21 protein-coding genes and 1 tRNA gene are annotated in these 23,574 nt (G+C 67.7%); 13 read left to right on the plus strand and 9 right to left on the minus strand.

Annotated elements, in window-relative coordinates; genetic code table 11:
* Window positions 1–4: 4 nt before the first annotated feature.
* From RMCB_RS09565 to RMCB_RS09590, 6 genes are all read right to left on the minus strand, one after another.
* Window positions 5–592 carry a DUF4190 domain-containing protein gene (locus RMCB_RS09565; protein ID WP_062828597.1) on the minus strand — a complete coding sequence of 196 codons (588 nt, stop codon included), beginning with the start codon at window positions 590–592 and terminating at the stop codon, window positions 5–7.
* A gap of 10 nt (window positions 593–602) precedes the next feature.
* The gene (locus RMCB_RS09570; protein ID WP_062828598.1) at window positions 603–2,135 is read right to left on the minus strand and encodes an ATP-binding cassette domain-containing protein; all 1,533 of its coding nucleotides are present in this window, start codon (window positions 2,133–2,135) and stop codon (window positions 603–605) included.
* A complete protein-coding gene (gene cydD, locus RMCB_RS09575; RefSeq protein WP_062828599.1) occupies window positions 2,122–3,666 on the minus strand; it encodes a thiol reductant ABC exporter subunit CydD in 1,545 nt (514 codons plus the stop codon). The genes RMCB_RS09570 and cydD overlap by 14 nt, the downstream gene beginning before the upstream one ends.
* A 50-nt stretch (window positions 3,667–3,716) precedes the next feature.
* Window positions 3,717–4,766, minus strand: a complete 1,050-nt coding sequence (gene cydB / locus RMCB_RS09580; protein WP_062828600.1) for a cytochrome d ubiquinol oxidase subunit II — start codon at window positions 4,764–4,766, stop codon at window positions 3,717–3,719.
* Between the two features lie 29 nt (window positions 4,767–4,795).
* On the minus strand, window positions 4,796–6,259 hold the full coding sequence (locus tag RMCB_RS09585; protein ID WP_062828601.1) for a cytochrome ubiquinol oxidase subunit I: 1,464 nt from the start codon (window positions 6,257–6,259) through the stop codon (window positions 4,796–4,798).
* A gap of 96 nt (window positions 6,260–6,355) precedes the next feature.
* On the minus strand, window positions 6,356–6,946 hold the full coding sequence (locus RMCB_RS09590) for an HdeD family acid-resistance protein (protein ID WP_062828602.1): 591 nt from the start codon (window positions 6,944–6,946) through the stop codon (window positions 6,356–6,358).
* Window positions 6,947–7,153: 207 nt separating this feature from the next.
* Here RMCB_RS09590 and RMCB_RS09595 point away from each other — a divergent pair, with 207 nt between their 5' ends.
* Genes RMCB_RS09595 through RMCB_RS09630 form a run of 8 tightly spaced genes read left to right on the plus strand, consistent with a single transcriptional unit; the run spans window position 7,154 to window position 14,836 of the window.
* A complete protein-coding gene (locus tag RMCB_RS09595; RefSeq protein WP_062828603.1) occupies window positions 7,154–8,038 on the plus strand; it encodes an ABC transporter substrate-binding protein in 885 nt (294 codons plus the stop codon).
* A 7-nt stretch (window positions 8,039–8,045) separates the two neighbouring features.
* Window positions 8,046–8,978, plus strand: coding sequence for an amino acid ABC transporter permease (locus tag RMCB_RS09600; protein WP_029367109.1), 933 nt, complete (start codon window positions 8,046–8,048; stop codon window positions 8,976–8,978).
* Window positions 8,979–8,986: 8 nt separating this feature from the next.
* Complete coding sequence (locus RMCB_RS09605; RefSeq protein ID WP_029367108.1) at window positions 8,987–9,739, plus strand: amino acid ABC transporter ATP-binding protein; 753 nt, start codon at window positions 8,987–8,989, stop codon at window positions 9,737–9,739.
* A 10-nt stretch (window positions 9,740–9,749) separates the two neighbouring features.
* Entirely contained in the window at window positions 9,750–10,604 is an 855-nt protein-coding gene (locus RMCB_RS09610; protein ID WP_062828604.1) for a sulfurtransferase, read from the plus strand.
* 52 nt (window positions 10,605–10,656) lie between these two features.
* The gene (gene macS / locus RMCB_RS09615; RefSeq protein ID WP_062828605.1) at window positions 10,657–11,793 is read left to right on the plus strand and encodes a MacS family sensor histidine kinase; all 1,137 of its coding nucleotides are present in this window, start codon (window positions 10,657–10,659) and stop codon (window positions 11,791–11,793) included.
* Window positions 11,793–12,446, plus strand: coding sequence for a response regulator (locus RMCB_RS09620; protein WP_062828606.1), 654 nt, complete (start codon window positions 11,793–11,795; stop codon window positions 12,444–12,446). Before macS ends, RMCB_RS09620 begins: the two co-directional genes overlap by 1 nt.
* A 45-nt stretch (window positions 12,447–12,491) precedes the next feature.
* Window positions 12,492–14,291 carry a DUF2339 domain-containing protein gene (locus tag RMCB_RS09625; protein ID WP_062828607.1) on the plus strand — a complete coding sequence of 600 codons (1,800 nt, stop codon included), beginning with the start codon at window positions 12,492–12,494 and terminating at the stop codon, window positions 14,289–14,291.
* Between the two features lie 59 nt (window positions 14,292–14,350).
* Window positions 14,351–14,836, plus strand: a complete 486-nt coding sequence (locus RMCB_RS09630) for a Dps family protein (RefSeq protein WP_062828608.1) — start codon at window positions 14,351–14,353, stop codon at window positions 14,834–14,836.
* Here the strand turns inward: RMCB_RS09630 and RMCB_RS09635 are convergent.
* Together RMCB_RS09635 and RMCB_RS09640 are read right to left on the minus strand one after the other, a co-directional pair.
* A complete protein-coding gene (locus tag RMCB_RS09635; protein WP_062828651.1) occupies window positions 14,833–16,083 on the minus strand; it encodes an adenylate/guanylate cyclase domain-containing protein in 1,251 nt (416 codons plus the stop codon). The two genes, RMCB_RS09630 and RMCB_RS09635, sit on opposite strands and share 4 nt — an antisense overlap.
* A 60-nt stretch (window positions 16,084–16,143) precedes the next feature.
* Window positions 16,144–17,646: a helix-turn-helix domain-containing protein gene (locus RMCB_RS09640; RefSeq protein WP_062828652.1), complete on the minus strand. Its 1,503-nt coding sequence runs from the start codon at window positions 17,644–17,646 to the stop codon at window positions 16,144–16,146.
* Between the two features lie 82 nt (window positions 17,647–17,728).
* Here RMCB_RS09640 and speB point away from each other — a divergent pair, with 82 nt between their 5' ends.
* From speB to RMCB_RS09665, 5 genes are all read left to right on the plus strand, one after another.
* Window positions 17,729–18,694, plus strand: coding sequence for an agmatinase (gene speB / locus RMCB_RS09645; RefSeq protein WP_062828609.1), 966 nt, complete (start codon window positions 17,729–17,731; stop codon window positions 18,692–18,694).
* 1 nt (window position 18,695) lies between these two features.
* Window positions 18,696–20,276: a thiamine pyrophosphate-binding protein gene (locus tag RMCB_RS09650; RefSeq protein WP_062828610.1), complete on the plus strand. Its 1,581-nt coding sequence runs from the start codon at window positions 18,696–18,698 to the stop codon at window positions 20,274–20,276.
* A gap of 41 nt (window positions 20,277–20,317) precedes the next feature.
* On the plus strand, window positions 20,318–21,760 hold the full coding sequence (locus RMCB_RS09655) for a sodium:solute symporter family protein (RefSeq protein ID WP_062828611.1): 1,443 nt from the start codon (window positions 20,318–20,320) through the stop codon (window positions 21,758–21,760).
* A 124-nt stretch (window positions 21,761–21,884) separates the two neighbouring features.
* Entirely contained in the window at window positions 21,885–22,955 is a 1,071-nt protein-coding gene (locus RMCB_RS36810) for a hypothetical protein (protein WP_264028892.1), read from the plus strand.
* Between the two features lie 151 nt (window positions 22,956–23,106).
* Complete coding sequence (locus RMCB_RS09665) at window positions 23,107–23,367, plus strand: Mtp family mycobacterial-type pilin (protein ID WP_062828613.1); 261 nt, start codon at window positions 23,107–23,109, stop codon at window positions 23,365–23,367.
* A 51-nt stretch (window positions 23,368–23,418) separates the two neighbouring features.
* Here the strand turns inward: RMCB_RS09665 and RMCB_RS09670 are convergent.
* Window positions 23,419–23,492, minus strand: a tRNA-Leu gene (locus tag RMCB_RS09670).
* Window positions 23,493–23,574: the final 82 nt, after the last annotated feature.

The following is a 23,574-nucleotide window of genomic DNA, read 5'->3' on the forward strand; positions in this document are numbered from 1 at the left end:
CGAGCTAACGCGTCGGCGTCGGGGTGACGCCGAGATCGCCCTCCACTCGTTTGCGTAACGCGTCCTCGCACTGTTGTTGCGCGACGTGATCGCTGCCGGCCCGCTGCATGCAGTCCATGTATTCGGGCCCGCCGAATTCGTCGAACCAGCGCTGCCCGACCCCAACCCACACCCAGATGAAGGCGATCGACACCAGCACAGCGATGGCTCCGAGCACGATGCCGCTGGTGGCGATACCCATGTTGTCGGCCTCGCCGCGTTTACACCGGCCGCGCGCAACGGCCCCGATGACCACCGCGAGCACGCCGAGGACGATGCCACCGACCACCGACACCGTCAGGACGAGACCGATGATGGCCAGCACCAGCGCCGCGACGCCAAGCCCGTTGCGTGATCCGACCGCTGGGCGAGGCGGGGGCGCGGGATAGCCACCGTACGCAGACGGGGGATAACCGGCACCGTAGGGCGGTGGTGGGGGATAACTGCCGTACGGCGGCGGGTAGGGGCCCGGGTACGGTCCGTACGGTGTCGGCGATGCGGCCGGCGGAGCGGGTTTGTCCGACTCGGTGCCGTCGCCGCGCGCGTCGGTCATGTGACCGAGGCTACTCGCCGGATACCTGTGGCAGCGCAGCACAACGCAGCGTCGGGCAGTCGACACCGGCCGGCAGATGATGCGTCGCGACCACGACGGTCCGGTCGGCTGCGAACAGGCCGCCGGGAGTGAGCAGCTCGGTCAGGATTCGGTCGGCGTCGGCCGCATCGAGATTCTCCGTCGGTTCGTCGAGCAGCACGATCGGGAAGCTCGAGATCAGCGCTCGCGCCAGCAGCAGCCGCCTGCGTTGGCCCGCTGACACCGCAGCCGCTCCGCCCACCAGAATGCTGGACAACCCGTCGGGCAGGTTCGCGAACCAGGTTCCGAGGCCGACACGGTGCACGACCGCCAACAGTTCCTCGTCGGTGGCGTCGCCGCGGGCCACCAGCAGGTTGTCGCGGACCGTGGTGTCGAACAGGTGCGCATCTTCGGCGAAAAAAGCTGCGCGCTGCGGTTTTTCCGCGTACTGGCGGGCGATCGCCATCAACAACGTCGTCTTGCCTGAGCCGCTCGGCCCCAGGACGGCCAGCCGCGCCCCCGGTTGCAGGTCCACCGCCGCGGTGGCGGGACGTCGACGCATGCCGGTCTCGAGTTCGGTCAGGGCCTTGAGCCTGCGGGCCGCGATGCGCGAGCGACCCAGCTGCGGTGCGGCTTCTGGCAGCACGGCTGTGGCCTCGAATGCCGATAGCGGCAGCAGCATCAGGATCGCCACAGTGGTCGGGGCGACCGTCGGGGCCAGGGCCAGTGCGGCGACGACCGCGCCCAGCACGCTGGCTCCGATGGCGGCGCTCGGCATGGCGGCGGCGACGGCGGCGGGTGCCGCGGCTCTGTCGACCGCACGGCCCAGGGCGCGGTGCTGCTGCTCGGACTCGTTGATCACCGCAGCCAGGCGCCCACTGACGCGGAGCTCCGGGGCATATTCGAGCGCCAGCATGGTAGCCGTGTCACGCTGCGAACGATGTTGTGCGGCAACGGTCTCCGCTGCGGTCGCCGCGCGTGCCGCCACAGCGGGAGCGAGCACCCCCGCGACAAGCAGGCACGCCGCGAGCACCGCCGCGGCGGCAGGGGAGATCACGGCGATGACGCCCACCGCGGCGATTGAGAGCACCACGGCCACCACGATCGGCAGCAGGGCGCGCACCAGCACATCGGCCAGGTCGTCGACCGATCCACCGATCCGGGCCACGAGTTCACCACTCGGCATGCGCATGACGTCGTCGGTGGCGGCCTCCGCCAGCCGGCGGTACAACCCGGTGCGGGCATTGGCCGCTGCCCGCAGCGCGGTGTCGTGCGACGCGAGCCGCTGGCAGTAGCCGAGCACCCCTCGAGAAATGCCCAGCGCGCGAACCGCAACCACGGCCACCGAGAGGTCCAGCACCGGCGGCATCTGCCAGGCTCGGGTGATCAGCCATGCGGAGATGCCGGCCAATGCCAGGGCACTGCCCAGCGACAGCACGCCGAACATGCTCGCCAGGGCCAGCCGCCCGATCCGGGGCCTCAGTAAGTGCGCGGAGAACCGCAGCAGCGGGTCATCGTGGAACACGTGAATCACCCACCGTCACAACCACATCGCCGATCGCAAGCACTGGATCGCGGTGCCCGACCACCACGACGGTGGCACCGGAAGCAGCCCGGGCCGTGATGGCCGCCAGGACCCGAGCCTCCAGCTCGGCATCCAGATGCGCGGTGGGCTCGTCCAGCAGCAGCACCGGCGCCGGGGATCCGAGTACCCGGGCCAGGCCGAGCCGTTGCCGCTGCCCGAGCGAAAGGCCTACCCCGTCGCGGCCGATCACGGTGTCCAACCCGTCCGGAAGGCTGGCGCAGACCTCGTCGAAACCGGCACTGCGACAAGCAGTGTCGAGGTCGGGCAACGGGCCGAGCAATTCCAGATTGTCCCGGACGGTACCGGGAATCAGTACCGGACGGTGCGGCAGCCAGGCGATCTGACGCCACCACGCGTTCGGGTCGAGATCGGCCACCTCGATCCCGTCGACCCGCACCCGTGGCGCATCGGTGAGGCCCAGAATCGCCTGCAGCGCCGTACTTTTCCCGGCTCCGTTGGGTCCGGTGAGAACCGTGACGCGCCCCGGTTCGATCGCCGCGTGGAAGCCCTCGACCTCGATGGTGGGCGCAGTTGCCCGCGGCAGCAGGGTCCCGGCCGGGGCCGGTACCGTGCACAGCGTGAAGGCGGTTTCGGCCGCGGTCTTGCCGTCCTGCGCGGCGTGAAACGCCGCGCCGACCCGCCTCAGCGGCCAAAAGACCTCAGGCGCCAGCAGTAGCGCGGTCAGGGCGGCCGCCAGCGTCATGTCTCCGAAGACCAGGCGCAGGCCGACACTCACCGCCACCAGGGCCACGCCGAGCGTGGCCAGCAGCTCCAGCACCAGCGCCGACAGAAAGGAGATCCGCAACGTCGCCATGGTCGAACGCCGGTGTGCGGCGGACAGTTCGGCGATACGCTGCACAGACCCGCCGGCTCTCCCCAGAGCACGCAAGGTGGGGATCCCCGCGACCAGGTCGAGTAGTCGGCTCTGCAAGGTGGTCAGGGCGCTGAGGGCCGCCGCCGACCGGTCCGCGGTGAGGAGCCCGATCAGCACCATGAAGATGGGGACGAGCGGGAGCGCGATCATCACGATCGCCGCGGCCTGAAGGTCGTACCACGCCATGACCAGCAGAGCTGCCGGGGTCAGGATGCCCGCGAGCACCACGGCCGGCAGGTAGCCGCTGAAGTACGGTCGCAGCCCGTCGAGGCCGCGTGTCACCACCGCGGCGGCCGCATCCCGTTGGGCCGCCAACTGCCGTGGCGGCAGGGCTGTCACCGACCGCAGGACCTGGCTGGACAACTCGCCGATGACCGCGGTGGCGCCGCGCTGCGAGAGCCTGCCCTGCAACCATTGCGCCACCGTGCGCACGGCCCAGATCGCTCCGAGTGCGAGCAGTGAAGAGCGCCAGTGTGTTCCGGAGTTCGGATCGACCACCACACCGGCCACCAGATGGGCCAGCACCACCGCCGACGCGATGGTGCTGCCGGCGATCACCACACCGCAGGCCACCGCGGCCGCCAGGTAGCGGCGCAGCGCCGTGACAGATCCTGTCCCGCCGCGAATGCCCAGGGCGCGCCAGAGATTCAGTCCGACCGCCGGGCGAGTCCGATCGGCTCCGGGATGCGGTCAGCCGAAATACGTTTGCGGAATACCCAATACGTCCAGGCCTGGTAAACCATCACCAGGGGCGCGAACACCAGTGCCGCCCAGGTCATGACCTTCAGCGTGTACGGCGACGACGAGCCGTTGTAAATGGTCAGGCTCCAGTCCGGGTTCAGCGTCGAGGGCACCAGGTTCGGGTACAGCGCACCGAACAGCAGAACCACCACGGCGGCAACGACAATCGTGGTGGAGATGAAGGCCCAGCCCTCGCCGCTGCGGCTGAACACCCTAGCGACCGCGGCCAGCTGCGCCACCACCGCGATGGCCAGCACGATCCACGTCCACGGTTTGCCGTGGCTCAACTGTGTCCACAGGCCGAAGCCTGCCACCAGCACCGTCGCCGGGATCGCCAGCTTGCGGGCGAAGTCGAAAGCGTCGGTTCGCACGGTGCCGCTCGACTTCAGCGCGACGAACACCGCACCGTGCAGGGCGAACAACGATCCGGTCGCCAGCCCACCCAGCAGGGTGTACGGGTTGACGACGTCGGTGATTCCGGCGTGCATCTGCCCGTGGCCGTCGACGGGCATGCCGTGCACCAGCCCAGCGAACGCGATGCCCCACAGAATGGCCGGCACCCATGATCCGACCGCAATGGCGATGTCCGCCCACCGGCGCCACCCGGGATCGTCGATCTTGCCGCGCCATTCGATGGCCACGACACGCACGATCATCGCGCACAGGATCGCCAGCAAGGGCAGATACAGACCGGAGAACACGGTCGCGTACATCTCGGGAAACGCAGCGAACATCGCGCCACCGGCGGTGATCAGCCACACCTCATTGCCATCCCACACCGGGCCGATCGTGTTGAGCACGGCGCGACGATGCTGTTCGGCGTCGGTCCCGGTGCGACCTGCGGCCCGACCGAAGAAGCTCATCAACATCCCGACACCGAAGTCGAATCCCTCTAGTACGAAGAATCCGAGGAACAGCACGGCCAGCAGAATGAACCAGAGTTCCTGTAATCCCATCGAATCGCTCCTCGACTCGTGCGGCGGGCTCAGTACGCGAACGACAACGGTGCGACGTCGTCGGCACCCGGCGGTGTCGGCGGCGCCGGTTCGGAGTCGTGTTCCAGCGGCCCGGCCACGACGTAGCGGCGCAGCAGGAAGAACCAGATGACCGCCAGCACGGCGTAGAGCAATGTGAAGGTCACCAGGGACAGCACCACGATGGTCATCGAGTTGTGCGACACGCCTTGGGCCACGGTCAGCCGGATGGCCTGATCACCGGTCGGGTTGGGGGCGACGACCCAGGGTTGGCGGCCCATTTCGGTGAACACCCAGCCCGCGCTGTTGGCCAAGAACGGCGTGGGAATGGTCAGCAGGGCGAACCAGGAGAACCAGCGCTGGTTCGGAATCCGGCCGCCACGGGTCAGCCACAGTGCGGCGACCGCGAAAAGACCTGGCACCGCGAGGAATCCGATCATCGCGCGGAACGACCAGTAGGTGACGAACAGGTTGGGCCGGTAGTCGCCGGGCCCGAACTTGTGTTCATACTGCTGCTGCAGATCCTGCACGCCGTCCAGGTGCACCCCGGTGAACTTGCCTTCGGCCAGGAAAGGCAGGACGAAGGGCACCTCGATGGCGTGCACGACGCTGTCGCAGTTGTTGTGGGTCCCGACGGTCAGGATCGAGAAGTCCGGGTCGGTTTGGCTGTGACACAACGATTCTGCGGAGGCCATCTTCATCGGCTGCTGCTGGAACATCAACTTGCCCTGGGCGTCGCCGGTGAAGAACAGCCCGATGGCCGCCACCAGGGTGACCAGGCAGCCCAGGATGGTGGCGGGCCGGTACATCGTCACCGCGTCGTCGGTCGCGGCAGCGTCGCTTCGCTGCGAGCGCACCATCCACCACGCAGACACACACGCCACGAACACGCCCGCGGTCAGGAACGACCCGGCCACAGCGTGCGAAAACGCAGCGATCGCAGTGTTGTTGGTGAACAGGGCGACGATGCTGGTCAGCTCGGCGCGACCCTTCTCGGCATTGAAGACGGCCCCGACAGGATGCTGCATGAACGAGTTGGCCGAGATGATGAAGAACGCCGACATGTTCACCGCGATGGCCACCACCCAGATGCAGGCGAGGTGCACGAGCCGGGGTAGCCGCGTCCAGCCGAAGATCCACAGCCCGATGAAGGTGGATTCGAAGAAGAACGCGGCCAAGCCCTCCATGGCCAGCGGCGCGCCGAAGATGTCGCCGACGAACCGCGAGTACTCACTCCAGTTCATGCCGAACTGGAACTCTTGCACGATTCCGGTGGCCACCCCGATCGCGAAGTTGATCAGGAACAGCTTGCCGAAGAACCGGGTGAGCCGATACCAGCTGTCATTGCCGGTGATCACCCACACGGTCTGCATGATGGCGATCAACGGTGCCAACCCAATGGTCAGCGGAACAAAGATGAAGTGGTACACGGTGGTGATTCCGAACTGCCACCGTGACACATCCAAAGCGTCCATCTGACCCTACTTCCGAGGTCGCTAGGCCAACCTACGACGAAGTGTAGTAGGCATCCATCTCGGCAACCAGCGTCCCGGGACCGCCAACATGGTGGGTTACGTCACCGTGGGCGGTTCCGGGGCGAAGGCGGCCTTCAATTTCTTGGCGTCGCTACGGATGCCGAAGGCGGAGATGACCTCGACGATGCCGAGCACGATCAGGATGATGCCGGTCACCTGAGTGAGAGCGACCAGGCCCTCGACCGGTGCGACGAACATGATGATGCCCGCGATAATGCTGATGACGCCGACGATGATCTCCCAAATGCGTCCAGGCAGAGACTGATCACCGATGGCCGACATCGCCGTCGCCACACCGCGGAAGATGAAGCCGACACCGATCCAGATGGCGAGCAACTGGATCGAGTTGTCCAGGTTGACGAAACACAACACCGCCAGAACGAGCGACGCCGCACCACTGACGAACAGCAGAATGCGGCTGCCGGCGGGGGAACGCAGGCTCAGGGCGAGCACGACCTGCCAGATGCCGGTCACCAAGAGGTATGCGCCAAAGAAGATCGCAGTCACGATGATTGCGGCGCCGGGGCGAACGAAAACGAGAACACCCAGAATGACTGCGAGAACGCCAGTTGCCAGCGTTGCCTTCCACAGATGAGGCAACAGGCTTGGTGTAGCAGTGGTTTCCATGCTGGCAGTTTGACACAACAAATAGTGCCGGGCGCGGATTTTACCGTACCGCTGTGGCGTCGTACTGCGGTCGTTAATGTTCGGTTACCCCAGTGCGGGCTGGGGCCACGGTCGTTAACGTCTCCGGTTTGATGAGGGGCGGAAGACGGCCCTAGGCAAAGAGAAGAGGCAACTGTGAAAGCTGGATGTCACGTCCGTCGGGGGAAAATGTGGCGCGTCGCAGGGGTGATCGCGGCGAGTGGCGCCCTGATGCTCTCGGGGTGCGCGAACAACAGTGACAGCGGTACGTCAGGCACGACGACCACCGCGGCGACTGCTGAAAAGGTCGACTCCATCGCCAACACCGTGCCGGATCCCATCAAGTCGAGCGGCAAGCTCATCGTCGGTACCGATCCGACGTACGCGCCGAACGAGTTCAAGGATCCCAACGGCAAGATCATCGGGTTCGATGTCGACCTCATGAACGCCATCGCCGCCACCTTGGGACTGACCCCGGAGTACCGGCCGTCAGCGTTCGACAAGATCATTCCGTCCGTCCAGGGCGGCAGCTACAACGTCGGCATGTCGTCGTTCACCGACTCGAAAGAACGTGAGCAGCAGGTCGACTTCGTCACCTACTTCCAGGCAGGCTCGGCCTGGGCGCAGAAGGTCGGCGCGGGTATCAACCCCGAGGACGCGTGCGGCAAGAAGGTGGCGGTGCAGACGGCGACGGTGCAGGACACCAATGAGATGCCGGCCCGCAATGCGAAGTGTGCCAAGGACGGCAAGCCCGCCATCGCCGTGCTCAAGTTCGACGACCAGTCGGCGGCGACCAACGCGGTGCTGCTCGGCCAGGCCGACGCCATGTCGGCGGACTCACCGGTGACGGCCTACGCGATCAAGCAGAGCGACGGCAAACTCGAGCAGGTCGGCGAGATCTTCGATTCCGCACCCTACGGTTGGGTCGTCCCCAAGGGCTCACCGCTGGCGCAGTCGCTGCAGAAGGCTCTCGAGCACCTCATCCAGACCGGTGCCTACAAGCAGGTGGCCGCCAACTGGGGCGCCGAGAAGGGACTGATCGACAAGCCGGTCATCAACGGCGCGACCAGCTGAGCCGGCAATGGCAGACGCATCGCCGCCTACCGCGGTCGAGCAAGAACCGGCACCCGCCGCCATTGATGCTGTCCCGCTGAGGCATCCGTGGCGGTGGGTCACGGCCGCCGTCATCATCGTCGCGCTCGCGCTGTTCATTTACGGCGCGGGCACCAACGAGGCCTACCGGTGGGACACCTACGGGAAATACCTGTTCGATCAACGGATTTCGCAGGCCGCCTGGAACACCCTGCAGCTCACCATCTATTCGATGGTGTTGGCGCTGATCCTCGGGGTCGCCTTGGCGGTGATGCGGCTGTCACCGAATCCGGTGCTCAAAGCGGTGTCCTGGTTGTATCTGTGGATATTCCGCGGCACGCCGGTGTACGTGCAGTTGGTGCTCTGGGGCCTGGTCCCGGTGATCTACAAGAACATCCAACTGGGCGTCCCTTTCGGCCCGACCTTCTTCAAATTCAGCCTCAGCGAACCGAATTTCTTCATGCTGGCCGTCCTCGGCCTGGGTCTCAACGAGGCGGCCTACATGGCCGAGATCATCCGCGCCGGCATCAGTTCGGTGCCCGAGGGCCAGTCCGAGGCGTCGACGGCACTCGGGATGTCGTGGTGGATGACGATGCGCCGCACCGTTCTGCCTCAGGCGATGCGGGTCATCATCCCGCCGACCGGCAACGAATTCATCAGCATGCTCAAGACCACCTCACTGGTCACCGCGGTGCCGTACAGCTTCGAGTTGTACGGGCGGTCCAAGGACATCGGTGTCGCGCTGTTCCAGCCGATCCCGTTGCTGTTGGTGGCCTCCACCTGGTATCTGGCGGTCACGAGTGTGCTGATGGTCGGGCAGTACTACCTGGAGCGGTACTACGCCAGGGGCGCCTCCCGGAAGCTGACGTCCAAGCAACTGGAGACCCTCGCCAAGGCGCAGATGGGAGAGCCACATCCATGACCGAACCCATGGTCCGCGCCGAAAGTGTGTGCAAGAACTTCGGCGCGTTGTCCGTCCTCAAGGGCGTCACGCTCGACATCGGCCGCGGCGAGGTGCTGTGCATGGTAGGGCCGTCGGGCTCGGGCAAGTCGACGTTCCTGCGTTGCATCAACCACCTTGAGCAGGTCAACGCCGGCAGGCTCTACGTCGACGGCGAACTGGTCGGCTACCGCGAGCGCGGCGGCAAGCTGCACGAGCTGCGGCCCAGAGAGGCCGCCAAGCAACGGCGCGAGGTCGGGATGGTGTTCCAGCACTTCAACCTGTTCCCGCATCGCACGGTGCTGGAGAACATCATCGAGGCACCCGTCCACGTCAAGAAGGTCAAGAAGGAGGAAGCGCTGGCGCGGGCCAAGGACCTGCTGGGGCAGGTCGGCTTGTCGGCCAAGGCCGATGCCTACCCGGCGCAGCTGTCCGGCGGTCAGCAGCAGCGGGTGGCCATCGCGCGCGCTTTGGCGATGAGTCCCAAGCTCATGCTCTTCGACGAGCCGACCTCCGCGTTGGACCCCGAGCTCGTCGGGGAGGTGCTTGCGGTGATGAAGAACCTCGCCAGTGAGGGGATGACCATGGTGGTCGTCACGCACGAGATGGGGTTCGCCCGCGAGGTTGCCGACAAGCTGGTGTTCATGGACGGCGGGGTCATCGTGGAGAGCGGCAATCCGCGTGAGGTGATGGCCAACCCGAAACACGAACGCACCAAAGCGTTTCTGTCGAAGGTGATGTAGCTTCGGTGCAGTGAGTGCAGCACGAGCAGACGTCTTCGTCACCGCCGCTGAACTGCGGCAGCTGATCGAGGCCGGGGATCCGGTCGCGGTGCTGGACGTGCGGTGGACCCTGGCCGAGCCCGACGGCACCGCGGCGTACCTGGCCGGGCACGTGCCGGGGGCGGTGTACGTGTCCCTCGACGACGAGTTGTCCGACCACGGCGTCGTCGGCCGAGGCAGGCACCCGTTGCCGTCCGGGCGGGACCTGGAGGCCTCGGCCCGCCGCTGGGGTTTGCGCAATGGGGTGCCCGTCGTGGTGTACGACGACTGGAACCGGGCCGGGTCCGGCCGGGCGTGGTGGGTGTTGAGCGCGGCGGGCATCCCCGACGTCCGGATCCTCGACGGCGGTCTCGCGGCGTGGACGGCTGCGGGCGGGGCGTTGCAAGAGGGCCCGGTCCGCCCCGAGCCCGGCGACGTCGTCATCGCGTACGACGACCTCTACCACGGAGCCCGTCGCACGCTCACCGCCGAGGAGGCGGGCACGTATCCGGGCGTACTGCTCGACGCCCGGGCACCCGAGCGGTTTCGCGGCGACGTCGAACCCATGGACCCGGCCGCCGGGCACATCCCGGGAGCAGTCAACCTGCCGAGCACCCGCGTTCTCGCCGCCGACGGCACCTTGCTGCCGGACGCGGAGTTGCGCGGGCTGCTCGCCGAACAGGGTGTCGGCGAGAGCGCCGCGGTCGGCGCGTACTGCGGCTCAGGTGTCACGGCCGCAGTGGCCGTCGCTGCGTTGGCGGCCGCGGGTCTGGATGCCGCGCTGTTTCCCGGATCGTGGTCGGAGTGGGCCGGCGACCCGAGCCGCCCGGTCGCCGTCGGGCCGTAGTCGCAGCCAGATGGTGCCGTAGCGGTGCCGTCGCCGACCTTATGCTGAGCAGGTGCAGCGCCGTTCGGATCCGGTCACCCCGCTGTGGCGGGCGGCGCAGGGCTTTCGACTGCTCAGTTGCATCTACGCGTTGGGCTTCCAGATCGCGATCAACGATGATCTGGCGCGGCCGATTCTGGCCTGGGTGCTGTTTGCCCTACTGATGCTCTGGAGCGTCGCGTGCGCGGTCGCCTACCTCAAAGGGTTCGGCCGCCGGCCGGCCTGGGTGCTCGCCGAGATCGTGATCGTGCTGATGCTGATGCTGTCGACGGAGCTGGTCGCTACCGATCACTGGGTGGCCGACAATCAGTCGTGGCCCACCACACTGTGGGCCACCAACGCGACCATCTCGGCGGCCCTGCAGTTCGGCCCGGTCGGCGGTATGGCCGCGGGGCTGGCGGTCATGGCGGCCGCGGCCACGCTCAAGGGGTATCTGAGCCCGAATCTCGGCCGTAACGCCACGATCGTCATCGAGGTGGCCGTCGGTCTGGCGGTCGGCATGGCCGCCCAGACCGCGCGCCGGGCGCACGCCGAGCTGGAGCGGGCAGTGCGGTTGGCGGCAGCGTTGGAAGAGCGCGAGAGGCTGTCTCGTACCGTGCACGACGGGGCCATCCAGGTGCTGGCGCTGGTATCTCGGCGAGGCCGTGAGATCGGCGGCGAGACAGCCGAACTGGCCGAACTGGCCGGAGAACAGGAGCGGGCGCTGCGCCGCCTGGTCAGCGCGCCCGACGCCGAGGTCGCGGCCGGTACCTTGACCGACATCGGTGCACTACTGCGCAGCCGCGCCAGTGACCGGGTGTCGGTCAGCCTGCCTGCCGAGCCCGTGTTGCTGGAGGATGCGGTGGCCCGGGAGTTGTTCGCGGCGGCGGGCAATGCGCTCGACAACGTAGCCGCCCACGCCGGGCCGGATGCGCGGGCATACGTTCTCCTCGAGGATCTGGGGGACACCGTGACAGTGAGTGTCCGCGACGACGGCGTGGGCATTGCGGATGGCCGACTGGCCGAGGCGGCCCGGCAGGGGCGGCTTGGCGTATCGAAATCGATTGTGGGACGGATGAATTGGCTCGGCGGCAAGGCCGAGCTGACCACCGCACCTGGCGCAGGCACGGAATGGGAGCTGACGGTGCCGCGAACAGAAGGGGGACGCTGATGGCTGAGTCGGCACCGAAGGTGATGGTGGTCGACGACCATCCGATCTGGCGGGACGCGGTCGCCCGCGATCTGGCCGACGACGGATTCGAGGTGGTGGCAACGGCTGACGGTGTCGCCGCGGCGCGGCGCCGGGCCGCGGTGGTGCGGCCCGACGTGGTGGTGATGGACATGCGGTTGACCGACGGCACCGGCGCGCAGGCCACGGCCGAGGTGCTCGCGGTCTCCCCGGACACCAAGGTCCTGGTGTTGTCGGCGTCCGACGAGCGCGACGACGTGCTGGAGGCGGTGAAGGCCGGAGCCACTGGCTATCTGGTGAAGAGCGCATCGAAAGCCGAACTGGGCGAAGCTGTTCGGGCCACCGCGCAGGGGCGGGCCGTGTTCACACCCGGGCTGGCCGGCCTGGTGCTGGGGGAGTACCGACGCATGGCCGCGCGTCCGGACCGGGACGCCGCCACGCCGAGCCTCACCGAACGGGAGACCGAGGTGCTGCGCTTCGTGGCGAAAGGCTTGTCCGCCAAGCAGATTGCCGCCCGGTTGTCACTGAGCCACCGGACCGTGGAGAACCACGTCCAGGCCACGTTCCGCAAACTGCAGGTGGCCAACCGGGTGGAGTTGGCCCGGTACGCCATCGAACACGGACTCGACGAGTAATCCTACTCATCCGGTCGGCCGGGGTTTGCTGCCACGATGACAGGCATGACCGAACCGCAGCGCGCCCTCATCTCCCGGCTGGCCTCGGACATCTCTGCGATCAACGCTTACACAGGGAGGGTGGCCGCGGACCTGGCGGAGCTGGACCGGCTGCTGACGCACCAGGCCGCTGCGCCTGTCGCGGCGCCGATTGCTCCGTCCTGGGCAGTGACCCCGTACCCGGCGGCTCCCCACGCGAACCCGTCCGTTGCCGTGGCGGCTCCGGCCGCCGCCCCCGTACCGCCGCCGCGCACCGAACGCTCCGAAGGCTGGATCGGGAAAGTACTCGCCGTCGCCGGCGTGGCCGTCACGCTCGTCGGCGTCGTGTTGCTGGTGGTGCTGGCCGCGCAGGCAGGCATTCTGCGGCCCGGGTTCCGCGTCGCGGCGGGAGCTGTGCTGGCGGTGGGCCTGGTCGCGGTTGCGTGGTGGCAACAGTCGCGGCCCGGCGGACGTACCGGCGCGATCGCGCTGGCCGCAACCGGGATCGCGGCCGCCTACATCGACGTGATCGCCGTGACGGCGATCTATCACTGGGTCGCCGCGCCGGTCGGGCTGGCCGTCGCCGCGGTCATTGCCGGTGGTGGGCTGGCGTTGTCGCGACTGTGGAACTCCGAGCAACTCGGCCTGCTGGTTCTGGTGCCATTGACCTTTCTGGCCCCGGTCGTCACCGACGGCGTCACGCTACTGCTGATCGGATTCATGCTGGCTTTGTCGGCGGCCACGCTACCCGTGCAGTGGGCGCGAGACTGGATGACCTTGCATGTGGCGCGCGTCGCCGCGGCGACGGTACCGCTGCTGTTCGCGCTGGCGGCAGCGGCGGAGGATATGCGTCTGGCGTTGACGTGTGCGGTGGCTGCGGTGCTGGCCGTCGGCGCCGGTGTGCTGTTGCTGCGCTGGACCGCCAACAAGGCGGCCATCGCGCTCACGACGGCGGCGGGAACTGTTCCCCTGCTGTGTGTTTCGGCTGTAACGGATCGTGTGGTGGCGTCGTTGATGATCGGCGTGCTGGCCGCGGCCCTGCTCGCGATCACCGCGATCGGCGATCGGGTGCCCGGCGTGACGGCCGTGGTCCGTCAAGTGTGGTCAGCGCTGTCGGCAGTTGCCGCCCTGATCGCGGTCACCGTGGCCTTCGACGGCATGGTGGCCGGCCCGGTGCTGCTGGCGATGGCGATCGGCGTTGCCATCGCGACGCGGCGCAGTGACGTCGGCCACTGGGCGGCTGTCGGCTTCGCGGTGGTCGGCGGCGGATATTTCCTGCACTACGCACCGCCGCAAACCCTCATTCGGGCAACCGAATTCCCCACGGGGGTCGCGGTGTCGGTGCTGACCTCGAGCATCCTGGCCATCGCCGCCGCGGCGACGATCGTGTGGTCGTGGACCGGTAGCCGACCGGTACATGACGACACGATTCGCCTGCTGTGGGTGGCCGCGGCAGCGGTGATCGGTTACGCGGTGACGACATTCACGGTGACCGTCGGGGTGCTCGCCGGCGGTCCGGGCGCGGGATTCTTCGGGGGTCACATGGTGGCGACCATCTGCTGGATCGTGGTCGCGGCCGGGTTGTTGTACTACGCCGCACGCTTGCCCAAGGCCCAGCGGTCGCTGCCGATCGGTGGCGGTCTCGCGCTGGTCGCCGCGGCGATGGCCAAGCTTTTCCTCTTCGACCTGGGCACGCTCGACGGGATCTTCCGGGTCGCGGTGTTCATCGTGGTCGGCCTGGCGCTGCTGGGGATGGGAGCCGGATACGCACGTCTGCTCAGCCAGCAGGACAGGAACGAGAACCAGCTGACCGAACCTCAGATGTGATCCCGATCACTGATTCCATTTTCTGGATTGATTCCAAAAAAGCAGTCGTTGGAACGGTCATGAGTACACGTCGAATCGAAACGGATATCCAGGGCTTCCACGCCACACCGCAACTGAGCACCCATCTTCAGCAGGTGCTCGTCGATCTGATCGAACTCGGGCTGCAAGGCAAACAGGCGCACTGGAACGTCGTCGGCACCAACTTCCGTGATCTGCACCTGCAGCTGGATGAACTGGTCGATTTCGCCCGCACCGCCAGCGACACCATCGCCGAACGGATGCGCGCGCTGGGCGCCGTACCCGACGGCCGCTCGGACAGCGTCGCCGCGACCACCACGGTGCCGGAATTCCCTGCCTACGAACGCAATACGACCGAGGTGGTCGAACTCGTCACCACCCGCATCTACGCCGTGGTCGACACCATCCGCGGCGTGCACGACGCGGATGGTGTCGAAGACCCGAGCACCGCGGACATCCTGCATCAGCTCATCGACGGGCTGGAGAAGCTGGCCTGGTTGATCAAGTCGGAGAACGGCAAGGTCTAACCGGTCTCGACGGCCGCTCGTACGTCGTCGTCGCGGCGGCCGACCAGGTACCAGGTCCGCATCACGCCCTTGCCCTTGATGTTGACCTCGCCGCGTTCTTCGAGCACGAAGCGATTGCTGATGCGTTCATACACGTTCTGCGGCACCTGAATTCGGCCCGCGACGTCGGTGGTCTCCATGCGGGAGGCGACATTGACGGCGTCACCCCACACGTCGTAGAAGAACTTGCGGGCGCCGACCACGCCGGCCACCACGGGGCCGGAGGCCAGTCCGATACGCAGCGGCACCGCTCGGCCCTGCGGATCTTTGAGATCCGCGACGGCATCAGCCATGTCGAGGGCAAAGCAGGCCAACGCCTCAAGGTGGTCGCTGCGTGGCTTGGGCACACCGGAGACCACCATGTAGGAGTCTCCGCTGGTCTTCACCTTCTCCAGATCGTGCTTGTCGACGAGAGCGTCGAGATCCGTGTAGAGCCGGTCGAGGAAACGCACAAGGTCCGCAGGAGGAGTGTCGCTCGCGCGGCTGGTGTAACCGGCGATGTCGGCGAACAGAATCGACGCATCGTCGTATTTGTCGGCGATGATGGTGCGGGCCGGGTCCTTGAGGCGCGCGGCCACCGTCGCAGGCAGGATGTTGGTGAGCAACTGCTCGGAACGCTGGTATTCGGCATCCATCGCGGCCTCGGCCCGCGCGTTTTCCCGCAACGCCAACCACACTGTCGCGAAGACCATCACGGTCGCCGACACCGTCGTCACCACGAAGCCGAACCGCAGCGTCCACGACGGGCCGAGGCCGCGGTCGACCGGGGCCAGGAATGCCAGCGCAATCGACGCGATCACACCTGCACCGACGAGCACAGCGGCCAGACCGATGCGCTCGATGCCCAGGACCAGGACCACCAACGAGGCCGACACCAGGAAATACAGCTGCAGGCCCGAACCGGTTCCGACCTGATAACACATCACCGACACCGAGATGTAGGCGATGACGAAGAAGCTCAACGGCGCTATCAGCTCGCCGAATCGGTACAGCAGGGGTACCAGGACGAACAGCGCCGCGAACCCGAGATTGAGAAACCCGACGCGCCAGATGGCCCCGCCGACGACGAGCTGGAACAAGCCGAAAAAACCCGACACCGAAGCAGCGATCCAGGTTGCGATGGTCAGCACGCGAAGCCGGCTGGACAGGCTTTCCGCGTAGTGCGCGGTGCGGGCCGGCAGCTGGCCGCTGAACACCAGCTCGGGCATGCAAACCGAGCGCCGGAACTCGCTGACCGCCACATGGAAAAGGGTAACTTCGCCGACCGGTCAGTCGGTCGACATTCGCGCAGCGTCCCGGGCGCGCAATGCCAGCCATAGCTCGTGCCGATCGTGCACGGAGTCGAGCCTGCGACCGGTGAGCCGTTCGATGGCGTCGATGCGGTTGCGCATGGTGTGCCGGTGCACCTGCAGGGCTGCGGCCGAAGGCGCCCATTGCCCGTTGTTCTCCAGGAACACCGTGAGGCTGTGCAGCAGCTCGGTCGAGCGGTCGGCCGCGTCCAGCGGGCCCAGCACCGCGTCGGCGAACGCGCTCAACGGCTCGGGGCCGACCGCTGTGAGCAGCAGCCGGCTGCTGGCGATCTCCTCGGCGGGCATATGCCTGCCGTTCACGCGACTGGCGGCCAGCGCCGAGTGGGCCTGCCGCAACGACACCGCCAAGGCGCCCGGCCTCGCTCCGATGCCGATGCCCGCGGCGCGGTGTCCGGCCAGGGTGCCCAGCACGCCCGGTAGATCGGTCCCGCGCGGGACGGCGAGCTCCACGACGTCGTCGACGACGCGAACCAGCGCGTCCGGCAACGTGATCAGCAGATCCGCCGCGAGATCGTCGGCGTCCTGCGGCGCCGCCACCGCCGCGGCGCGCAGATCCACATCGGGAACGCCGACCGCGGTCAGCCACCGCGCGGCCACGACGTCGTCGACGGTGGCCCGGGCAAGGCGCTCCAACACCTGGGCGCGTCCGCGCCGTTGCCCGGAGTCCAGCCCATGACGGCGTTCGATCTCAAGCGAAAGCAGCGACACCAGATCGCCGGTGATCTGTTGAGCCACAGGCATTTCCGCCGGACCGTCGAGCAGCAGCCAGGCGCGTAGCCTGCGCGCGCCCAGGCCGTGCAGTTCGCGCCGGCGACCGCCGCTGATATCGACGGCCGCGGCGCCGAGGCCGTGGTCGCGTACCGCCGCCAGCTGATCGGCGAGGGCGGCCGAGAGCTCGTCGCCGCCGGGATCGGATTCGGCCAGGACGCGGCCCAGCAGATCGATCACCACCCCGGAACGCCCGGTGGCGGTCCGATGCGCGGCCAGGACCCCGAGCAGCCCGCCGGGGCTGACGGCAGCGGCGGTCAACGCCCGCTGAGTCCGCAACGCCCATTCCAGTTCCCGGCGTTCGGCGCGCGCCCGATAGGCGAATACCGCCTTGGTGACGGCGATGAACGGCACGGGGTCGGGCACGGTCAGCAACGGCAGCCCCACGTCATCGGCGGCGTCGATCAACCGCTGCGGGGCACGCTGATGGGGGAGATCGCCGCCGAGACCCAGCGCAACCGCGCGCACGCCCGCGGCTTTGAGCGCGGCGAGATAGTCGCGACACCCGTCGAAGTCGGCGGGCAGCAGCAGCCCGATCGTCAGCAACAGCTCGCCGCCCTGCAACCATGGGCCGGGGCGGGCCAGTTCGGAGACCGCCGCCGCTTCGATCTCGGCATCGCGGGCCGCGTCCTGACCTGCGACGAGAGTCAACCGCAGATCGGGGTCGGCGAGCAGCTCGGCTATCGACAGCATGGACAGATTGTCGAACACGATCGGGCGATTTTCGCCCAGATGTCGATATCGCTGTGATGCGCCTCTCGTACAAGGTGTAGCTATGACGCAGCAGACACCCCACAGCACACCGGTCGGACCCGTCGACGCCACCAAGGTGCCGCGGTATGCCGGTCCCGCCACGTTCGCCCGGCTGCCCCGCACCGACGAAGTGCCGCACACCGACGTCGCCGTGGTCGGTGTCCCGTTCGACTCCGGGGTGTCCTACCGCCCGGGCGCGCGGTTCGGCCCAGGCCACATCCGGGCCTCGTCCAAGCTGCTGCGGCCCTACCACCCCCGCCTCGACGTCGAGCCGTTCGCCGCGCAGCAGGTGGCCGACGCCGGCGACATCGCCGTCAACCCGTTCGACCTCAACGAGGCCATCTCCACGATCGAATACGCCTCAGACGAACTGCGTGAGGGCGGCGCGAAACTGATCACCCTCGGCGGGGACCACACCATCGCGCTGCCGCTGCTGCGGTCGTTGCATCGCGACCACGGCCCGATCGCGGTCCTGCACTTCGACGCCCATCTCGACACCTGGGACACCTACTTCGGTGCGCCGTACACCCATGGCACCCCATTCCGGCGGGCCAGTGAAGAGGGCTTGCTCGACAAGGAGCACTGCCTGCACGTAGGCACCCGCGGCCCGCTGTACTCGTCGACCGACCTCGCCGACGACAAGGTGCTCGGCTTCCAGGTGCTCGGGTCCGACGATTTCCAGATCGACGGGCTGGCCGCGGTGATCGAACGGATGCGCGCGCGCCTGGGTGAGGCACCCGTCTACGTCTCGGTCGACATCGACGTGCTCGATCCTGCCCACGCGCCGGGCACCGGCACCCCGGAAGCCGGTGGCATGACCAGCCGCGAGCTGCTGCACTGCCTGCGAAACCTGGTGGGCCTCAACGTTGTCGGTGCCGACATCGTGGAAGTCGCGCCGGCCTACGACCACGCCGAGATCACCGGTATCGCCGCAGCGCACGTCGCATACGAGCTTATGTCGGTGCTGGCCACCAACACGGGGGCCTGATATGACCGACTACCGCAACGGCGGAGCAGCCGTGGTGGAAACCCTTGCCCTGCACGGTGTCGACACCATCTTCGGCATTCCCGGCACCCACAACCTGGAGATCTACCGCCATCTCGGCGACGCCGGGATCCGCGCCGTGACACCCCGACATGAGCAGGGGGCGGGCTACGCTGCCGAGGCCTACGCCCGTGTCTCGGGTCGCCCGGGTGTCGTGGTGGCCACCAGCGGCCCCGGTTTGACCAACGCCATGACCGCCGCTGCCACCGCCTACGCGGAATCGCAGCCGATGCTGGCGTTGTCCTCGGGCATGCCGACCGGCGCCGAAGGGCGCGATCTCGGGCAACTCCACGAGGCCAAGAACATCAGCGGGGCGATGAACGAGCTTGTGCGCTGGAGCCGTCGGGTGCGCAGCGCCGACGAGGCCGCCGAGGCGGTGACCGAGGCGTTCGGCAGCTTCACCGGCCGCCGGCCGCGACCGGTTCACATCGAGGTCCCGATCGACGTGCTGGAGTCCCCCTGGTCGGGCCGGGCCAGGCAGTGCGCGAAACTGGTTGCCCCGCAGGCTGATCCGGAGACGGTCCGGCACGCCGCGGCCGCGCTGGCCGCCGCCGAAGCGCCGTTCATCATCGCTGGGGGAGGAGCCGTCGACGCGCAGCCGGAGCTCACCGCGCTGGCCGAACTGCTCGGCGCTCCCGTCGCCACCACCGTCAACGGCAAAGGCGCTCTCTCCGAGACACATCCGCTGTCCATCGGCGCGTCGGTGCGGTTGCGGACCGTGCAGAACGCTGCCGCCGAGAGCGATGCCCTGCTGCTCATCGGCACCGAGCTCGGCGATTCCGACCTGTGGGAAGGGCAGATCCGAGGCAAGGTCGTGATCCGGTGCGACATCGAGCCCGGCCAGCTCGACAAGAACTGCCCGGCTGACATCGCTCTGCTGGGCGACGCCGCCACCACACTGGCCGCGCTGGCGGCTGCGCTGTCCGACCGGCCGGCGGCCGACGGATCGGCGCGCGCCGCAGCGCTGCGCGCCGAATGTGTCAGCGAGGCGGCCCGCGACGCCGGGCCCTATGCCGAGATCAACGCCGCTGTGCGGGCCGCATTACCGGCCGAAGCCATCCTGACCGGAGACAGCTCGCAGGTCACCTATTTCGGTTCGGTGCACTTCTTCGACGTGCCGGGCCCGCGCCAGTTCTGCTACATGCCCGGCTACGCCACGCTGGGCTACGGTCTGCCCGCAGGCCTCGGGGCGTCGATCGCCCGACCGGGCGTACCGGTCGCGGTCCTGCTCGGCGACGGGGCACTCATGTTCTCCGTCCAGGAGCTCATCACCCTTGTGGAACAACGGCTTCCGGTACCGGTAGTGGTTGTCGACAACGGCGGATACCGGGAGATCCGGGAACAGCAGGCCAGTCGCGGGATCGCCCCGATCGGCGTCGATCTGCATACCCCTGATCTCGCCGCCATGGCGATTGCCATGGGCGCCAACGGTCTCCGTACCACGTCCACCGACAAGGTGACAGACCTCGTCGGCGCCGCACTATCGGCCGAGGGACCCACCCTCATCCACCTGGACCTGCGCTGAGTCCAGCGCTACACCCCTGACAAACAGAAAGGAGCGAAGCCATGGACGTCGCAGTTGTTGCGATCTACATCGTCTCGATGATCGCATTCGGCTTCTGGGGTAAACGTAAGGCAACCACCCAATCCGACTTCCTCGTCGCCGGCCGCCGGCTCGGGCCGTTCCTGTATTCCGGGACGATGGCGGCCATCGTGCTCGGCGGAGCATCGACCATCGGAGGCGTCGGACTCGGGTACCAGTACGGCATTTCGGGCATGTGGCTGGTGGTCGCCATCGGCGTCGGCATCCTGCTGCTGAGCCTGCTGTTCGCGGGCCGCATCCAACGGCTGCGGGTCTACACGGTCAGCCAGATGCTCGAGCTGCGCTACGGGCCGGGCTCGAGTGTGTTGTCCGGCCTGGTGATGTGGGGTTACACCCTGATGCTGTCGGTCACCTCGACCATCGCGTACGCCACCATCTTCGGCGCACTGTTCGACATGGCGAAAGTCCCGTCGATCATCCTCGGTGGCAGCGTCGTGATCCTCTACTCGACGCTCGGCGGCATGTGGTCGATCACCCTGACCGACTTCGTGCAGTTCATCATCAAGACCATCGGCATCTTCTTCATCTTGCTGCCGATCGTCGTGATCCGCGCAGGCGGTTTCAGCGGCATGATCGCGAAACTGCCCGCCGACGCCACGTCGTGGACCGCCATCGGCGGCAGCACCATCGTGACCTATTTCGTCATCTACACCTTCGGCCTGCTGATCGGCCAGGACATCTGGCAGCGCGTGTTCACCGCGCGCAGCCCGGGCGTGGCCCGCTGGGCGGGCACGGCAGCCGGCGTGTACTGCCTGCTGTACGCCGCGGCTGGGGCGTTGATCGGCATGGCGGCCCACGTGCTGCTGCCCAAGCTGGACGCCCGCGACGACGCGTTCGCCCGGATCGTCGAGGCACAGCTGCATCCCCTGCTGGCCGGTCTCGTGCTCGCCGCAGCGCTGGCCGCGGTGATGTCCACCTCCAGCGGTGCACTGATCGCCACCGCCACCGTGTTCAGCCAGGACATCGTCGCCCGGCTGCGCCATCAGGACGTCGAGTCCGGCAGTGAACACGACCACGTCCGCAACAACCGGCTCTACGTGGCGGGGTTCGGCGTGGTCATGGTGATCATCGCCTGTGTCCTGCAGGACGTGGTCGCGGCGCTGACCGTGGCGTACGACATCCTCGTCGGCGGCCTGCTCGTGCCCATCCTCGGCGGGCTGGTGTGGCGTCGCGGCACCAACGTCGGCGCCGTCATGGCGATGGCCGTCGGGACGCTCGCCACGCTGGTCACGATGGTCGCCACGGACATCTTCGCCAACGAGCCCATCTACGTCGGACTCGTCTCGGGCTTGGTGGTGTACGTCGTCGGCAGCCTGGCCAGCAAGCCCACCGCACCCGCCGTCCTGGCCGAATGGGACCGGCGCAGCCGCGGTGAGTCGGAAGCCGAGGAGCCCGCCGCGGTGTAGTCAATCCGCAGCAGCCCGTCCCAACCCGGTCCAGCAAACTCTCCCACCGCGTTCGTATGTCAGAATGGAGAATTATCCAGCGAGTACGACGTCGGCGTCGGGAAGCTCTTGGGGGAGTGTGAACGTGGACCGGGTGTGGGTACGGAATACAGCGATCAGTGCGGCCATCGCCTGCGGCGCCATGGTCGCCGGGCCCGGCGTCTCGGGCACCGCGGTCGCATCGGCTGACCTGCTCGGCGTCGGCGTCGATGTCCTCGGCATCTTCGGCCACCACAAGGACAACAAGAAAAGCTCCAATCACCGCGCTGGCGCCAACGGTAAGCAGAACGACAGCTCCGCCAAGACCGGTCGACCCGGTAGCCAGAAGACCGTCAAACCTGGTCAGGCAGATAACAAGCCTGGTCAAGCAGATAAACGGAAGACCGGTCTGGGTGGTGAATCCTCCGATCAGAAGTCGGCCGGGAACACCGAGGGCACCACGAACCGGGCGGCGCAGTCAGCGAACACCCCCTCGACCCTGAGCGCAGGGAGCGCCCCCTCGACGCTGAGCGCAGGGGTGGGCGTTGCGGAAGCGTCGGTAAGCGTCCCGCAGGTCCAGGTGAGCATCCCGTCGACCGGCGGCGGAGGAGGCGGCGGCGCAGCCACCAGCGGGCGGATCGGCCGGGCTCCGAACCTGGCGCCGGTGCCGACCGCCCCGAGTAGTCGGCAAATCGTCATTCACGCCCAACCGGCGGAGGCGCCATCGGCACCCCGCCACGCCGCTCCGGAGGCGGCGCCCCCCTCGATCGCCGCGCCGTCGGCCCCCGTCGTCGCTGCACCGGTTCCGCCGGTGGCGCCACCGGACATGATCGTGCTTCCGCTGCCGCCCCTGCCGGAGGTCGCACCGGCCGCCCCGTCCGGCGGCGGTGGGGCCCACGCGGCGCCGCCGGCCGTACCGAGCGCGCCTCAGGTAACCGCGCCCACCGCCCAGCCGCCGCAGCACGTCACGTCGCCGATCAACGCGATCCCCGAGACGTTCCGTGTCGGCTACGCCGACTACCTGCGCGTGTCGACCACGACAGATCTCGTGTTCGCCGTCCTGCCGGGCCTTGCCGGGATGGTGTTGCTCACCGCCGCGGGCGGCGCGGTCGGCTTCCGTCAGGCCCGCGCCGCGCGCACCCTGCCGTCGCCGCAGATCGCCCGCTTCCTGCCGTAACCACGGGGAGGGTTTCACCTCCACCCGAGCACCTTGGAAATGGCTGTGCGCCATACCTTCTCAGGCTATGAGTCGGCTATGAGCGAACAACGCCAGCGGACTCGAAGTGTTTTGACAGTGGTGCGCAGGGGTGGGGTGCTTGGCTCGTCACATGATGACCAAAACACGAATTGCGGCAACCACGGCAATGTTTGCCACCGCGATCGGTCTCGCCGGACTCGGCGCGGCCGTGGCACAAGCCGAGCCGATGGCACCCCCGCCCGACTACCACTGGTGCCCCGGTGAGTTCTGGCATCCCGAGTGGGGCTTCAACTGGGACTTCGGCCGATGCCACGACGACTGGTACTACGACGGCGAGCCGCGCGACCAGTGGCACTGGCACGGCAACGGCCCATGGCGCCCCGGCATGTGACCTGACGGCTCCATACGACAAATGCCAGGTCGATTGACCTGGCATTTCTTGTGCCCTCGGTGAGATTCGAACTCACACTGGACGGGTTTTGAATCCGTTTCCTCTGCCAGTTGGGATACGAGGGCGTCGCTCCGTTCGGTACTGCGGCCTACCACCATAGAGGATGGCCCCGCGGTCGCTCATCGGCGGCTGCCACGACACAATATC

Origin of the sequence: Mycolicibacterium brisbanense, from assembly GCF_001570425.1 — a bacterium.
Lineage (GTDB): Bacteria > Actinomycetota > Actinomycetes > Mycobacteriales > Mycobacteriaceae > Mycobacterium > Mycobacterium brisbanense.

Bases quoted from the DNA above. Each gene is read 5' to 3' on its own strand.
- RMCB_RS09655 (WP_062828611.1), top strand. From the start codon at position 20,318: ATGGACGTCGCAGTTGTTGCGATCTACATCGTCTCGATGATCGCATTC.
- RMCB_RS09600 (WP_029367109.1), top strand. From the start codon at position 8,046: ATGGCAGACGCATCGCCGCCTACCGCGGTCGAGCAAGAACCGGCACCC.
- RMCB_RS09640 (WP_062828652.1), bottom strand. From the start codon at position 17,646: ATGCTGTCGATAGCCGAGCTGCTCGCCGACCCCGATCTGCGGTTGACT.
- RMCB_RS09650 (WP_062828610.1), top strand. From the start codon at position 18,696: ATGACCGACTACCGCAACGGCGGAGCAGCCGTGGTGGAAACCCTTGCC.
- RMCB_RS09625 (WP_062828607.1), top strand. From the start codon at position 12,492: ATGACCGAACCGCAGCGCGCCCTCATCTCCCGGCTGGCCTCGGACATC.
- speB (WP_062828609.1), top strand. From the start codon at position 17,729: ATGACGCAGCAGACACCCCACAGCACACCGGTCGGACCCGTCGACGCC.
- RMCB_RS09565 (WP_062828597.1), bottom strand. From the start codon at position 592: ATGACCGACGCGCGCGGCGACGGCACCGAGTCGGACAAACCCGCTCCG.
- RMCB_RS09590 (WP_062828602.1), bottom strand. From the start codon at position 6,946: ATGGAAACCACTGCTACACCAAGCCTGTTGCCTCATCTGTGGAAGGCA.
- RMCB_RS09620 (WP_062828606.1), top strand. From the start codon at position 11,793: ATGGCTGAGTCGGCACCGAAGGTGATGGTGGTCGACGACCATCCGATC.
- RMCB_RS09630 (WP_062828608.1), top strand. From the start codon at position 14,351: ATGAGTACACGTCGAATCGAAACGGATATCCAGGGCTTCCACGCCACA.
- RMCB_RS09635 (WP_062828651.1), bottom strand. From the start codon at position 16,083: ATGCCCGAGCTGGTGTTCAGCGGCCAGCTGCCGGCCCGCACCGCGCAC.
- RMCB_RS09665 (WP_062828613.1), top strand. From the start codon at position 23,107: ATGATGACCAAAACACGAATTGCGGCAACCACGGCAATGTTTGCCACC.
- RMCB_RS09605 (WP_029367108.1), top strand. From the start codon at position 8,987: ATGGTCCGCGCCGAAAGTGTGTGCAAGAACTTCGGCGCGTTGTCCGTC.
- cydB (WP_062828600.1), bottom strand. From the start codon at position 4,766: ATGGGATTACAGGAACTCTGGTTCATTCTGCTGGCCGTGCTGTTCCTC.
- RMCB_RS09595 (WP_062828603.1), top strand. From the start codon at position 7,154: ATGTGGCGCGTCGCAGGGGTGATCGCGGCGAGTGGCGCCCTGATGCTC.
- RMCB_RS09585 (WP_062828601.1), bottom strand. From the start codon at position 6,259: ATGGACGCTTTGGATGTGTCACGGTGGCAGTTCGGAATCACCACCGTG.